At 65.9% G+C, this 13,800-nt stretch carries 15 protein-coding genes, 1 other RNA gene and 1 pseudogene; 12 read left to right on the forward strand and 5 right to left on the reverse strand.

Going from position 1 to position 13,800, the window contains the following annotated elements:
- Positions 1-39 precede the first annotated feature (39 nt).
- Positions 40-195, reverse strand: a pseudogene (locus tag OU998_RS04765) (IS3 family transposase); the annotation flags it as partial.
- A 346-nt stretch (positions 196-541) separates the two neighbouring features.
- Between OU998_RS04765 and OU998_RS04770 the strand changes: the two are divergent.
- Both OU998_RS04770 and OU998_RS04775 read left to right on the forward strand, forming a co-directional pair.
- On the forward strand, positions 542-1,702 hold the full coding sequence (locus OU998_RS04770) for a serine hydrolase domain-containing protein (RefSeq protein ID WP_267515693.1): 1,161 nt from the start codon (positions 542-544) through the stop codon (positions 1,700-1,702).
- A 217-nt stretch (positions 1,703-1,919) separates the two neighbouring features.
- Positions 1,920-2,690: an IclR family transcriptional regulator gene (locus OU998_RS04775; protein WP_267515694.1), complete on the forward strand. Its 771-nt coding sequence runs from the start codon at positions 1,920-1,922 to the stop codon at positions 2,688-2,690.
- A 9-nt stretch (positions 2,691-2,699) separates the two neighbouring features.
- Here the strand turns inward: OU998_RS04775 and OU998_RS04780 are convergent, their stop codons facing one another.
- Complete coding sequence (locus OU998_RS04780; protein ID WP_267515695.1) at positions 2,700-3,890, reverse strand: NAD(P)/FAD-dependent oxidoreductase; 1,191 nt, start codon at positions 3,888-3,890, stop codon at positions 2,700-2,702.
- A gap of 124 nt (positions 3,891-4,014) precedes the next feature.
- Between OU998_RS04780 and OU998_RS04785 the strand changes: the two genes are divergently transcribed.
- The 8 genes from OU998_RS04785 to OU998_RS04820 all read left to right on the forward strand — a co-directional run bounded on the left by OU998_RS04785 (position 4,015) and on the right by OU998_RS04820 (position 11,455).
- On the forward strand, positions 4,015-5,256 hold the full coding sequence (locus OU998_RS04785) for an aromatic ring-hydroxylating dioxygenase subunit alpha (RefSeq protein WP_267515696.1): 1,242 nt from the start codon (positions 4,015-4,017) through the stop codon (positions 5,254-5,256).
- A complete protein-coding gene (locus OU998_RS04790) occupies positions 5,253-5,759 on the forward strand; it encodes an aromatic-ring-hydroxylating dioxygenase subunit beta (RefSeq protein WP_267515697.1) in 507 nt (168 codons plus the stop codon). The genes OU998_RS04785 and OU998_RS04790 overlap by 4 nt, the downstream gene beginning before the upstream one ends.
- Positions 5,756-6,085, forward strand: a complete 330-nt coding sequence (locus tag OU998_RS04795) for a non-heme iron oxygenase ferredoxin subunit (RefSeq protein ID WP_267515698.1) — start codon at positions 5,756-5,758, stop codon at positions 6,083-6,085. Before OU998_RS04790 ends, OU998_RS04795 begins: the two co-directional genes overlap by 4 nt.
- 2 nt (positions 6,086-6,087) lie before the next feature.
- Positions 6,088-7,149, forward strand: coding sequence for a gentisate 1,2-dioxygenase (gene gtdA, locus OU998_RS04800; RefSeq protein ID WP_267515699.1), 1,062 nt, complete (start codon positions 6,088-6,090; stop codon positions 7,147-7,149).
- Positions 7,146-7,844, forward strand: a complete 699-nt coding sequence (locus OU998_RS04805) for a fumarylacetoacetate hydrolase family protein (protein ID WP_267515700.1) — start codon at positions 7,146-7,148, stop codon at positions 7,842-7,844. Before gtdA ends, OU998_RS04805 begins: the two co-directional genes overlap by 4 nt.
- A 77-nt stretch (positions 7,845-7,921) precedes the next feature.
- Positions 7,922-9,256, forward strand: a complete 1,335-nt coding sequence (locus tag OU998_RS04810) for an MFS transporter (protein WP_267515701.1) — start codon at positions 7,922-7,924, stop codon at positions 9,254-9,256.
- A gap of 4 nt (positions 9,257-9,260) precedes the next feature.
- The gene (gene maiA, locus OU998_RS04815; RefSeq protein ID WP_267515702.1) at positions 9,261-9,890 is read left to right on the forward strand and encodes a maleylacetoacetate isomerase; all 630 of its coding nucleotides are present in this window, start codon (positions 9,261-9,263) and stop codon (positions 9,888-9,890) included.
- A gap of 59 nt (positions 9,891-9,949) precedes the next feature.
- On the forward strand, positions 9,950-11,455 hold the full coding sequence (locus OU998_RS04820) for an alginate export family protein (RefSeq protein ID WP_267515703.1): 1,506 nt from the start codon (positions 9,950-9,952) through the stop codon (positions 11,453-11,455).
- Positions 11,456-11,697: 242 nt separating this feature from the next.
- Here the strand turns inward: OU998_RS04820 and rnpB are convergent.
- Positions 11,698-12,088: RNase P RNA component class A (gene rnpB, locus OU998_RS04825), an RNA gene on the reverse strand.
- 78 nt (positions 12,089-12,166) lie between these two features.
- Here rnpB and OU998_RS04830 point away from each other — a divergent pair.
- The gene (locus tag OU998_RS04830; protein WP_267515704.1) at positions 12,167-12,355 is read left to right on the forward strand and encodes a CopG family transcriptional regulator; all 189 of its coding nucleotides are present in this window, start codon (positions 12,167-12,169) and stop codon (positions 12,353-12,355) included.
- On the forward strand, positions 12,356-12,652 hold the full coding sequence (locus OU998_RS04835) for a type II toxin-antitoxin system RelE/ParE family toxin (protein ID WP_267515705.1): 297 nt from the start codon (positions 12,356-12,358) through the stop codon (positions 12,650-12,652).
- Here the strand turns inward: OU998_RS04835 and OU998_RS04840 are convergent.
- Positions 12,649-13,410 carry an N-acetylmuramoyl-L-alanine amidase gene (locus OU998_RS04840; RefSeq protein WP_267515706.1) on the reverse strand — a complete coding sequence of 254 codons (762 nt, stop codon included), beginning with the start codon at positions 13,408-13,410 and terminating at the stop codon, positions 12,649-12,651. The two genes, OU998_RS04835 and OU998_RS04840, sit on opposite strands and share 4 nt — an antisense overlap.
- An 11-nt stretch (positions 13,411-13,421) precedes the next feature.
- Entirely contained in the window at positions 13,422-13,745 is a 324-nt protein-coding gene (locus tag OU998_RS04845) for a hypothetical protein (RefSeq protein ID WP_267515707.1), read from the reverse strand.
- Positions 13,746-13,800 lie beyond the last annotated feature (55 nt).

A 13,800-nucleotide genomic window follows, 5' to 3' on the forward strand; every position in this document is an offset into this window, starting at 1 on the left:
TGAACCGCCCCGGGGTTGCCGCAGGCTATTTGAGTTAAGTTATGCGGCGATGGCAACGTCGTCCACCGCCGCGTAGTCGCGCTGCTCTGCCTCGGCGGGCGGGATGTCGCCGATGGGGGCGAGCAGGCGTCGATTGTTGAACCCGTCGATCCATTCGAGCGTGGCGGACTCGACGGCTTCGAACTGCCTATGCGGTTCGTCGGGGCCAATCTCAGGATACGGTTTTGAGGCCAGCCGCCCGTGTCAAACGGGGGCGGTTCAAACCCGCCCCCGCGCCGCACCCGCCCCGCTCTTGAGGCGACAGTTCGCCGGGATGCTCTGCTGTTCACCGATCAAGGCCTACCATTGACCGAGACGTGGTTGATGAGCGTGCAGCGAACGGGTCAACCGACGCCATGACCAACCCAACTCTCAGTCAACGACCCGTTGCGCTCGCAGCAGCGCCTGTTCTTACTGCCCTGGGGATCGCAAGGGCGCGTCGATAGCCCGATCCTCAATCGCAGCCGATACCCCACCCCTTAAGCTCCGGATAGCCAGAAGAATGTTGAGCAAAATTACTGCCGCAATCGGCCTGATTGCCGTCATGGGCGGTCTTGCGGATCGCGCAGACGCCCACACGCCACGGATCGCAGAAACGGACGGCAAGACCGCAGCGATTGAACACCTGGTTCAGAGCGAAATGGCGTCTCGCCAAATTCCGGGGCTCCAGCTGGCGATCGTGAAAGACGGCGAGATCATATTCACGGGCGCTTACGGCCAGTCTGACCTGGAGACCGGGGCGCCTGTAACGGACCGCACTGTTTTCGGCGTCAATTCGATCAGCAAGGCCTTCACCGGCGTCGCGGCGATGCAGCTTGTCGAGGCCGGAAAGCTCGATCTCGATGAATCGGTGACGCACTATCTCGAAGGGCTTCCGCCGTCGTGGGACGCGATCACGGTCCGACAGATCCTCACGCACACATCCGGCCTGCCTGAGATCATCGACGACAATACCCGGCTGATCGACGGCGCCGAGCCCGACGCCGCCTGGGCAAGGGTGCAGGAACTCCCGCTGAGATACGCGCCCGGGACGCAGTATGCCTACAACCAGACCGGCTATGCCCTGATGGGCAAGATCATCGAGAAGCTCTCGGGCAAGCCCTTCGTTGATGTCGTTGGCGAGGGGCAGTTCAACGCGGCGGGCATGGCGCACGCCCGCTTTGGAAACACGGCCGACACCGTGCCCGAGCTGGCCCGGCTCTACACCTATCTGACGCTGCAGATCACGGACATGAGGACCGTTGGCGTCGAGCGCAGCGAGACCCCGTTTGCGCGCCAGGAGGTGTGGCCGGCCTACATGCATCCCACCGCAGGCGTTCAGGCCACGGCCACAGACCTGGCTGCATGGGTTATCGCGCTGCAAAAGCGGGAACTGGTCAGCGAAAGGGGCCTCGAGCAGCTCTGGACGCCGCAGCAACTGCCCGACGGAAGCTATCGCGGCTTCAACAAGACCATCAATGGCTATGGACTGGGCTGGCCGGTCATTCGCCGCGCGGAACACCCCGCGATCACGCCCACGGGCGGCAATCGCGCGGCCATCTTCATCTACCCCGAGGATGGCCTTGCGGTGATCGTTCTGACGAACCTGCTGGGCGCAGCGCCCCACGGTTTTGTCGACAGGATTGCGGCGCAATACATCCCCGATCTCGCCGTCGAAAACTGACGATAGCGTCTCGTCGGGAGGGTGGCCGGATTGGCGGTGGTCAAAAGCCGATCGGTTCAATGCAGGGGCCACCCACAGATGACAGCACCCGCGAATAGGCTGACGCCCTTGGGATATCTGTTCCTGACAACATCGCGGGTTGAGTTTATGCCGTCTGATGTCAGATATGGGGTTGAGAACGAACCGCAATTCCTGGGCGGAAATCGGAGACCTACCTGTGGCGGAGAGCGAGAGACGGCAGGGGATCCAATCCGTTGGCATCGGTCTGCGCGTGCTGGATGTGCTGGCGGCCCAGGAGGGGGCGCAGCCTTTGGGCGTCATCGCTCTGGCGGCCGATCTGTCGCCGTCGCAGGCGCATCGATATCTGGCCAGTCTGGTCGCGGCGGGCATGGCGCGTCAGGAGGCGGCCAGCGGTCATTATGATCTGGGGCCGGCCGCCTTGCGTCTGGGACTGGGCGCCCTGACGCGGATCGACGCCTTCCACGAGGCCAATCTGGCGATCACCGAATTCGCCAGAGAAACGGGGCGGACCGTGCAGATGGCCTCGCTGGGGCCGACCGGGCCGATCGTCGTGCGCTGGGCCATGGGCTCGCCGCCGGTGGCGACCTCGTTGATGGTCGGTTCGGCCCTGCCTCTGCTGCGGTCGGCGACGGGGCATGTCTTCCTGGCCTTCCGCCACGATAGCCATACGCGCCATCTGATCGCGCGCGAGACGGCTGAGGATCGCGGGCTGGAACCGGTTGATGTCGAGGGCCTGCGTAAGCGGGTGCGCGCCGACGGCTATTCCGCCGTCAGCGGTTCATTGATTCCCGGATTGCGGGCGACGGCCGTGCCGATCTTCGACTTGCAGGAAGAGGCCGTCATGACGGCGACCGTGCTGGCGACCTCGGCCTTCAAGCCCGAGCTTGACGACTCCGTTCGCGATCAGCTGATCGCCGTCTGTGATCGCGTGACCGCCGCTATCGGCGGACGCCGTCCGGTCCTCTAGAGACAGGGTTCAGGCCGCCGCCTTGCGTAGATCGGCGCGCGGATCGGCCGCCGTCTCGGGCGTCAGCGCCTTGCCGATCAGGCGGCGCGCCGTGCCGAAGTCGCGCGGCTGGTCCAGGCAGGCGGCGCCGACCAGGGTTCCGGCGCGAAGATAAAGTCGGACCCCGTCCCCGCGTGCGACCACGCTGTCGGCGACGGAGGGATCGCCGGCGATCTGCAGCATATGTCCGCACTGGGCGGTCCAGAACCAGGGCGTGGGTTCCAGCTCGCCCGGTTGACCCAGGATGGCCAGGGCCGCTGCGCGGGCCGAGGTCTGAGCGTGGGCCCAGGTTTCCATCCGGCGCGGGGCGGGGGCGTCGCCGAAGACGCGCAGGGCCAGGTCTCCGATGGCGAAGACATCGGGGTCGCCCAGCGAGCGATAGTCGGCGTCCACCAGCACGCCCGCGGCGGTCGGCAGGCCGGCGGCCTCGGCCAGCTCGACGCAGGGGATGATGCCGATGCCGACGACCATCAGGTCGGCGTCCAGCGTCGTTCCGTCGTCGAGGCCGACCGTCAGCCCGCCCGGCCGCTCCGTCACCGTCTTCAGCGAACGGCCGAGGTGAATCTCGACGCCGATGCGGGCGTGGGCCTCGGCGATCCAGGCGGCGGCGTCGGCGGGGGTGTTGCGCCCCAGCAGGCGTTCGCCGGCTTCCAGAACCGTCGCCGACAGGCCGAGACCGACCAGGGTCGAAGCGGTCTCGAGCCCGATCACCCCGCCGCCGACGATGACGGCGCGCGCGCCGGGACGGGCCGCTGCGGCCAGGGTCCGGGCGTCTTCGATCGTGCGCAGATGATGGATCCGCGGATAGTCGGGCGCATCGAGTCGTCGCGCCCGACCGCCGGTCGCCAGCACCAGTCGATCATACGAAACCTGCGATCCATCTGAGAGCGTGACCCGGCGTGCGTCGCGGTCGATAGCCTGGGCCGAGACGCCCAGCGTCAGCGTCACTTTCAGCTCTGACCAGCGGTCTTCGTTCGCCAGGTAGACGGGCGAGGCATCGGCCCCGGAAAGGAATTCCTTGGACAATGTGGGGCGTTCGTAGGGCGGTTCCGCCTCGTCGCCGATCACGCGGATAGAACCGGAAAAGCCAAGTTCCCGCAAAGAGATAGCGGCTGCTCCACCGGCATGTCCGGCGCCGATGATGACGATGTTTTCGACCATGGTCTGTCTCCTATCGCGCTGCACAATATGCAATGCGTTTGACATAGATCAAAAACCACGACATCTGTCCGGTCAACGGCGACGAGAGTTCGCTGACGACTTTCTGGTTCTGGGAGGCGCGAAAATGAACATTTCCGTCAAACCGCTCGAGGGGCGGATGTGGCCTGCGGACGTCGATGCGGCCGTGCCCTACTGGGTCTATACGGATCCTGAAATCTACGCGTCCGAGCTGCAGAAGATCTGGTACGGGCCGCACTGGCTGTATGTCGGCCTGGAGTGTGAACTGCCGAACGTCGGCGACTGGAAGACCACGACCCTGGGCGAAAAGCCTGTGGTCATGGTTCGGTCAGCCGAGGGCGAAATCTCGGTGGTCGAGAACCGCTGCGCCCACAAGGGCGTCAAATTCTGCCAGGCCCGTTTTGGCCATTCGCAAGAACTGATCTGTCCTTATCATCAGTGGTCCTATGCGCTGAACGGCGACTTGCAGGGCGTGCCCTTCCGTCGCGGCGTCAAGCGTCAGGGCGGCATGCCGGCCGACTTCGACCTGTCGCAGAACGGCCTGCACAAGCTGCGCGTCGAAGAGGTCAACGGCGTCGTCTGGGCGACCTTCTCGGACGAGACCCCGTCGTTCCGCGAATACCTCGGCGAGCGGTTCTGGAAACACTACATCCGCGTCTATGACGGCCGGAAGCTGGAGGTGCTGGGCTATAACCGCCAGCATATTCCCGCGAACTGGAAACAGATGCAGGAGAACATCAAGGACCCGTATCATGCGGGCCTGCTGCACGTGTTCTTCGCCACCTTCGGCCTGTTCCGGGCCGATCAGAAGTCCGCCGTCGACATTGACGACGAGGGTCGCCACGCCATCCTGATCTCGCGCAAGGGCGAACAGAAGGCGAGCGAGGCGACGGCCGACATCCGCAATCTGCAGAGCGACCTGGTCCTGGAAGATCCGCGTGTCATGGACGTGGTGCAGGAGTTTCCGGGCGACGAGACGGTGGGGATGATCACCATCTTCCCGAGCGTGATCCTGCAGCAGCAGATCAACAGTCTGACGACGCGACAGATCGTGCCCAAGGGGACGAACGGGTTCGACTTCCACTGGACCCACTGGTGCTACGCCGAGGACACGCCGGAGATGCGGCTGCGCCGTACGCGTCAGGCCAATCTGTTCGGCCCGGCCGGTTTCGTCTCGGCCGACGACGGCGAAGTCCTCGAGATGACCCAGCAGGGCGCGGCTGGTTCGCCCGACAAAAATTTCATCCTCCAGATGGGCGGGCGCGAGATCGAGTGCACCGACCACCAGGTCACCGAGACGGCTGTGCGCGGCATGTATCGTTACTGGAGAAAGGTCATGGGCCTGTGAGCACGTCCGTTCTCGAACGCTCCGTCGAAGGTCAGGGCGTGATCACGCGCGATGCGATCCGCGACCTCTACGACGACTATTACGCCGTGCTGGACGATGTGCGGCTGCACGACTGGCCGGAGTTCTTCACCGAGGACTGCCTGTATCGGGTGATCCCGCGTGAGAATTACGAAGCCGGCTATTCGCTGTGCACCATGCAGGCCGAAAGCCGGGGCATGCTGAAGGACCGGGTCACCGGCCTGACGCGCACCCAGATGTATGCGCCGCGCTATTATCGTCGCTTCCCGACTGCGCCGAGCATCGTCGGCGAGGACGGCGGGGCGGTGCTGACGCGGCACAATCTGCTGCTGGTCCAGACCTTGATCGACAAGACGTCCGAGATCGTCCTGTCCGCCGTGTGTCACGACCGCGTGGTGCGCGATGGCGACCGGCTGCGGTTCGCCAAGCGGATCGTCGTCTTTGATTCCGAAATGATCCCCAACAGTCTCGTGTACCCCGCATGACCGATACAGCGACTCTGACCTGGCAGCCCACCGTGGCGCCGTCCGATCTCGAACAATATGGCGTGGCCCAGGCCGTCGTCGGCGGCCTGAAGGTCGCCCTCTACGCCGTCGAAGGCGACTATTACGCCACCGCCGACCTGTGCACCCACGGCGCCGCCAGTCTGGCCGACGGCTACCTGGACGGCGACCTGATCGAGTGCCCGCTGCACCAGGGCGTCTTCAATGTGAAGACGGGCGAAGCCGTCGGCGCACCCTGCACCGTGGCGGTCAGAACCTTCCCGGTGAAGCTGCAAGACGGCCTGCTCCACGTCGGCGTGGAGGCTTGATCATGGACGGCGCCCAACCCCTGAAGAACGACCAGCAGGCGCAGCTGGAGACCCTATATCAGCAGATGGAGCCGGAAGGCCTCTATCCGCTTTGGGAGAAGCTGGCCGCCCTGGTGCTGCCCCGGCCGGACAGCCCGGCCAAGGTGCACAAATGGTCCTATGACAATGCCCGCGACTATCTGATGCGCGCGGGGGACCTGATCAGCGCCAAACAGGCCGAGCGCCGGGTGCTGATCCTGGAAAATCCCGGCCTGCCTGGGCTTTCGGGCATCACGCCCAGCCTCTATGCCGGCCTGCAACTGATCCTCCCCGGAGAAGTGGCGCCGTCGCACCGACACACCCAGTCGGCCCTGCGCTTTGTGATCGAGGGCGACGGCGCCTATACGGCCGTCGATGGCGAGAAGGCGATCATGCGCCCGTTCGACCTGGTGCTGACGCCGGGCGGACAGTGGCATGACCACAGCAACCCGACCGAGACGCCGATGATCTGGCTGGACGGCCTGGACATCCCGACCGTGCGCCATTTCGACGCCAGTTTCGCCGAGGGCTACAGCGAGGACCAGTATCCGGAACAGGTTCCGCCGGGCGACAGCCTGAACCGCTATGGCCGCAACATGCGTCCGCTGAAGGGACATACGGCCGATCGTCGTCCGTCGCATCAGCCGCTGTTCCACTATCCCTATGCCGACTGGCGTCCGGCTCTGGACGGGCTGGCCAACAGCGGCGCCGAGCCCGATCCGCATCTGGGCCACGCGCTGGAGTTTCTGAACCCCGTCAACGGCGGGCCGGTCATGGCGACCATCTCGGCCCATGTCCGTCTGATGCCGGCCGGGTTCGAGACCCAGCCGCGCCGCTCGACCGACGGCACCATCTTCGTGGTGGTCGAAGGTCAGGGCGAGGCGGTGATCGAGGGCGAGACCATCGTCCTGAACCCCCGTGACATCCTGGTCGTGCCGTCCTGGAAACAGGTGGTGTTCAAGGCCGAAAGCCAGCTGGTCCTGTTCGGTTATTCGGACAAGGCCTGCCAGGAAAAGTTGAACCTCTACAGAGAAGAAAACGCATGAGCCTGCTGTTCCAACCGCAAGCGCCGGTTCTCGCCCCGACTTCGACGGGCGATGATTTCCCGGTGCGCCGCATTCTTTGCGTCGGCCGCAACTATGCCGCCCATGCCCGTGAGATGGGCCGCGATCCGGATCGCGAGCCGCCCTTCTTCTTCACTGCCTGGGCCGAGACGGTCGTGCCGAACGGTTCGACCATCGCCTATCCGCAACAGACGGGCGACTTCCACTACGAAGCCGAACTGGTCGTCGCCATCGGCAAGTCCGGCCGCGACGTCTCGGTCGATACGGCCATGGATCATGTCTGGGGTTACGCCGCCGGTCTGGACATGACGCGCCGTGACTTGCAGCTGGCCGCTCGCGCCCAGGGCCGTCCGTGGGATACGGGCAAGAATGTCGAACAGTCGTCGCCGCTGGGTCTGATCCAGAAGGCCGGCGAGGGCGATTTCGACCCGACCAAGGGGTCGATCAAACTGACCGTCAACGGCGAAGTGAAACAGGACGCCGATCTGGCCGACCTGATCTGGCCGGTGGCCGACATCGTCGCCTTCGCGTCCAGCCTGTGGCGTCTCGAACCCGGCGACCTGATCTACACCGGCACCCCTGCGGGCGTCGGCGCGGTGGTCGAGGGCGACGAGATGACCGTGACTATCGACGGCCTCGAACCGCTGAACATTAAAGTCGGCCCCAAGGCCGCCTGAACAACAAGTCCAACATCAATGATTGGGACGAAGCGGGCGCAAGATCCGCACGTTTCTCTAGGGATAGGAAACCCACAATGGCTACTCTAGAAGCGACCGGCGGCAGCGCCGTCGTCGATCGGGCCAAGTTTGGTTCGTTGCAGTTCGGCGTTACGGCGCTGTGTTTCGTCATCGCCATGTTGGACGGCTTCGACACCCAGTCGATCGCCTTCGTGGCGCCGAGGATCGCCGAGGACTGGGGTCTGACCCCGGCCGCCTTCGGTCCGATCTTCTCGGTCGGCCTGCTGGGCCTGACCATCGGGGCCTTCGTGCTGAGCCCCGCCGCCGACAAGTTCGGCCGCAAGACCATCATCCTGATCTCGACGGCGATTTTCGGCGTTTTCGCTCTGCTGACCGCGACGGCGACGAACCTGGAACATCTGCTGATCTATCGCCTGCTGACCGGCATCGGCCTGGGCGCCGCCATGCCCAATATCATCGCCCTGACCAGCGAATATGCGCCGCAACGACTGCGGGCGACGCTGGTGACGGTCATGTTCTGCGGCTTCCCGCTGGGCTCGACCATCGGCGGCCTGGGATCGACCTGGCTGATCGCCAACTGGGACTGGCATTCGGTCTTCGTGGTCGGCGGGGTGTTGCCGCTGCTGCTCCTGCCGGTGCTCTATTTCATGCTGCCGGAATCGGTCCGTTTCCTGGTGGCCCGCGACGCGCCGGAAAGCCGGATCGCGCCCATCGTTAAACGCATCGACCCCGACGCCTCCACCCAGGCCTTCATCCAGGGCCTGAAGGACGAGCATTCGTCGGCGGCCAAGGGTTTCTCGGTCTTCCAACTGTTTCGTGAAGGCCGCGCGCCGGTCACGGGCCTGCTGTGGGTCGCCTTCTTCATGAACCTGTTGGTCATGTACTTCCTGGTGAACTGGCTGCCGACCCTGCTGAAGGGCGCGGGCCTGCCCCTGTCCCTGGCCATCCTGTCTACTTCGACCCTGAACCTGGGGGGCGTCGTCGGCGCCATCGCCCTGGGCCGCCTGATCGACAAGCGCAGCCCCTATATCGTGCTGGGTGCGGCCTATGCGGCCTCGGCGGTCTTCATCGCCGTCATCGCCTTCGGCGGCGTGAACCTGACCGTCCTGCTGATCGGCGCGGCCCTGTCCGGCTTCGGCGTCGTCGGCGCCCAGATCGGCTGCAACGCCCTGGCCGCCTCGGTCTATCCGACCGCCATCCGCGCCACCGGCGTGGGTTGGGCCCTGGGCGTCGGCCGGATCGGCGCCATCGTCGGCCCGCTGGTCGGGGGCATGCTGTTAGCCGCCGCATGGTCGCCGCAGAACATCATCCTGATGGCCGTCATCCCGGCGCTCATCGCTTCTCTCGCCGTCCTGGTTCTGGGCGGCGTGCGCAAGAAGACCGGAGCCTGAACCCATGATCCTGCACGGCTATTTCCGCTCCACCGCGTCGTGGCGCGTGCGGATCGCCCTGGGCCTCAAGGGGCTCGCCGCAGACCAGGTGTCGCATCACCTGCGCCGCGGCGAGCAGCGGGCGCCCACCTATCTGGCGCTCAACCCGCAGGGGCTGACGCCGGCCTTCGTCACCGATGACGGCGCGGTCCTGACCCAGTCCCTGGCCATCTGCGAGTATCTGGACGAGATCCACCCCGAGCCGGCCTTCCTGCCGCGTGACCCGGTGGCGCGCGCCCAGGTGCGGGCCGTGGCCCAGGCCATCGCCTGCGACATCCACCCGGTGCAGAACCTGAAGATCCTGCAGCGTCTTCGTGACCTGGGTCAGCCCGAGGAGGTCGTCACGGCCTGGGCCGCCGGGGTCATTGAAGAGGGGCTGGAAGCGGTGGAGACGCTTCTGGCCGAGGCCGAGGGCCCGTTCGCCTTCGGCGCCCAGCCGGGCCTGGCCGACATCTGCATCGTGCCGCAACTGGGCAATGCCCGCCGCTTCGGCGTGGAACTGCGCTGGCCCCGCCTCAACGCCATCGAGGCCGCCTGCCTGGAACTCGACGCCTTCCGTAACGCCGTACCCGGCGTCCAGCCGGACGCCGAATAACGCCCTGACCATTCGATGCGCGCCCGGAACCAACCGGGCGGCTCACCCTGGAGGAACCCATGCTGCTCTCGACCACGGCGGCCGCCGCGCTGCTGTCCGCAACCCTGCCCGTCAATCCGGCTGTGACCGACGTCACGCGCGAGACCGGGGCGTCCGCCCCTCCGGTCGTCGTCGAACAGGCCCAGCCGCAGTCGGCGCCGCCGCTCAGCGGCCAGTCGCCGGCTCAGTCCGCCGCGCCGTCGGCGGCGAGCCCGCCCATCGTCTTCAAGCCGCTCAACTATGACGACGATTGGACCCGTTTGCGTGATCCGGCCAAGCGCACCTCGCCCTGGGCCGATCTGAAATACATTCCCGTCGGCGAGAACGGCTGGCTGAGCCTGGGCGGCGAGGGCCGCTGGCGCGCCGAATATCGCGGCAACGAAAGGTTCGGCCGGGGCCTGCAGGACGATGACGGCGATCTGCAGCAACGCCTGCGCCTGTGGGCAGACCTGCACGCCACGCCGAATCTGCGCGTCTTTGTCGAGCTTCAGGACGGCCGAACGACCGGCCTGGACAGTGGCGAAGCGGTCATTGAGGAAAGCCGCACCGATGTGCACCAGGCCTTCGTCGAGACGAAACAGGTCTTGGGCGACGGCGCGCTGAAGGTCCGTGTCGGTCGTCAGGAGTTCGGCGTCGGCGTGTTCCGCATCATCGAGCCGCGTGAGGGCTCCAACGCCCGTACCGCCTTCGACATGACGCGGATCATGTACGACCGCCCGACCGGCTGGTCCGGCGGACTGTTCGCCGGCTATGCGCTGCGTGAGAGCAAGGCTTCTTTCGACGATGCGACCAACTACGACTACCGGCTCTATGGCGTCACGGCGTCGCGCCGGCTGGGCGCGGGCCCCAATGCGCCCCGGCTGGAACTGTTTTACGCCAACACCGACCGCCTGGGTCTGGCCTTCGACACCGGCGTCGCGGGGCGGGATCAGCGAGACACGGCTTCCGTTCGCCTGGATGGTCGGGTTGCGCCCTGGGACTATGATGTCGAGGGCGTGATCCAGCGCGGTGATTATCGCGGGCTGGATATCGAGGCCTGGTATGTGTCGGGCACGGTCGGTCGGACCTTCGATCATCGCTGGGCGCCGCGCGTGGCTTTGCGCATCGACGCCGCCTCGGGCGACAAGGATCGCACCGACAATGTCCAGAACACCTATAACGCCTTGTATGTGCCGCCGATCTCGCTGCGCACTGACTTCAACGTCTCCAACCTGATCAGCATCCAGCCTCAGGTCACCTTCCGGCCCCTGCCCAAGACCACGATCGGACTGTCGACGGCGGGCTTGTGGCGCCAGAGCAAGAAGGACGGCGTCTATCTGGTGTCGGGCGCGGCTTTGCGCGCCGGTACCGAAGGCGAGTCCGCCTATGTCGGTTGGCGCTATGCGGGGTTCGTCACCTACGCCGTCAACCCGTTCGTCAGCGTGTCCGGCGTGGCCAATTACACCGTGTCCGGCGACTTCCTGAAGGAGAGCGGCGTGGCTGAGGATCAGTCCTATCTGGGCCTGATCCTGACCGCGAAATTCTGACGAAAGGGGAGGGCCGGACGACCCGACTGCGACCCAGGCCGCAGCACACGCCGATCATCATGGCCCTCCTTATCTCTACCGCCACGACCCCAGGTCTGGCCCGCCGGCGACGACGCGGCCAACGGCCTCCCGCTTGAAAGAAGCCGGGAAGTTCCGGGGTTGAACCGTCGTGAGACACGCCTCTCCAGCTCTGAAAAACGAGCATGGGCGTCCATTGACGCGAGGGGGGATCAGACCGAAAATTTGCCAGACGGCCTGTAAGCCGGGTTTTGTTCCGCTCCGAAGCCGAAGCCTGGAACGGCGACGATCATTCCTCTGGACCGTCCATTGCTGAACGGTTCTCGCGACCTACCCGGACATCTGAGGCGGTGAGCCCCGCGAGGCGAACCCCGCGCGATGTCCCTATTTGGTCTTGCTCCAGGCGGGGCTTGCCATGCCGTCCCTGTTGCCAGGCACGCGGTGGGCTCTTACCCCACCCTTTCACCCTTACCGGCCTCGCAAGGCCGGAGGTTTGCTTTCTGTGGCGCTATCCCTCGGGTCGCCCCGGGCGGAAGTTATCCGCCGCCTTTTCACCGTGGAGCCCGGACTTTCCTCGACGGAATCAAGTCCCGCCGCGACCGCCCAGCCGTCTGGCGGAGGCTAGATGCGCCGCTGCGCCGCGCAGGTCAACCAACGGATGCGTTGGCGGACGAAATGTGGCATGATCGGCGCATGGTCGAACCCGTCTCGAAGATGATGACGCCCGAAAGCGACGAGCAGCGCGAACGCCGGATCGCACACGAACGCGCGCTATTGGCCGAAGCCTATGCGGACATCGCCGCCGGCCGGGTTATTTCAGGCGAAGAGGCCGAGCGCTGGCTCGAGGCCGAGATCGCCTGGGCGACCGCCCACGACCACTGAATGCGTCGTCGCAACACTCTGATCGTCACCGAACGGGCGCGACGGGACCTCGGCCAAGCCAGGGAATGGCTCACCCAAGCCGGCAGCGGTGCACGCGGACGGTCACGGTATGCGGCCCTCTTGGCGGCCTTACAGGACTTGAAGACCGCGCCGACCCGTTGGCCGTTTGGCGAAAATCCGAATGTTCGAGAACATGTTCGGGAAGGATACCGCTTCTTCTACGAATGGTGCGAAACCGACCACAGCGTCACGATCCTGAGGATCTACGGCCCCTTCCAGGACCGCGCGGCCCTCTAATCCAGCACGCCCGTGACGCTCTCGACGCTGGCCAGTTGCAGCAACCCCACCAGCCGCGCCCGCGTCTCGCCGTCGGCGACGCCGTCGATGCGGTCGGGGCGCCAGTGCCGCTGGAAGGCGCGGACCGTGGTCTCAGTCTCGGCGTCATAGTCGCCGCCGGGCGTCAGCCCATAGCCCAACCGGTGCAGGCCGGCGCGCAGCACCACGACCCCGATCCCCTGGTCGCCTTTTTGCAGCAGGCCGCCCAGGGCCTTGATCCGTTCGGCGGCGGGTTCGAACCACAGGCCGTGCCCGGCCTCTGCCAGCCGTTTCCAAGGGAAGAGCTCGCCGGGATCCGTCTTGCGCTCGGGCGCCAGGTCGGAATGGGCGATGATGCGGTTGTCGGGAATGGTCCAGCGGTCGCGGATATCGCCGATCAGGGCGATGACCGCCGCGATCTGGGCCTCGGGGAAGGGGCGATAGCCGAACTCATGGCCGGGATTGACGATCTCTATGCCGATCGAGGCGGCGTTGCAGTCGTCCTCGCCGCGCCAGACCCCACGGCCCGCATGCCAGGCGCGCCGTTCTTCGGGAACCAGCTGGAAGACGCGGCCGTCTTCCTCGATCAGATAATGGGCCGAGACCTTGGCCTCGGGATCGCGCAGCCGCGCCAGGGCGGCTTCGCCCGTCTCCATGCCGGTATAGTGGAGCACCAGCATGTCGGGCGGCGCGCGACGCGTGTCGAAGTTCGGCGAGGGCGCCGCAATCAGGTCAACCATGACGTCGGGCCTCAGCGGCCGTGGCGCTCCCAGCCGTAGGCGACCCAGGTGCCGTCCACCTTGTGCGCCTCAATCACGTCGGGATCCCCGGCGCGGCGACGCGGCGCCAGGTTGCGGCGTGTCCGCATGGCCAGACCGGCCAGGAAAACCAGGATCCCGGCGAACAGGGCGATCACCGCGACCGCGGCGGCGGTGAAGACGGCCAGAACCGCGCCGACGGCCAGGGCGGCGACGGCGGCGATCAGGCCCGCGATCCACATGATCGAGGCGATCAGGCCGTTGGGCCGGCGGCGGGCGGCGAAGCCCAGTGTGGCGAGACGTTCAGGCTGGAACATGGGTCATCCTTTCAGGCGCTCCTAGGAACGCCTTTGGTTCAATGTCGGTCCATTG

Origin of the sequence: Brevundimonas sp. SL130, from assembly GCF_026625805.1 — a bacterium.
Classification (GTDB): Bacteria; Pseudomonadota; Alphaproteobacteria; order Caulobacterales; family Caulobacteraceae; genus Brevundimonas.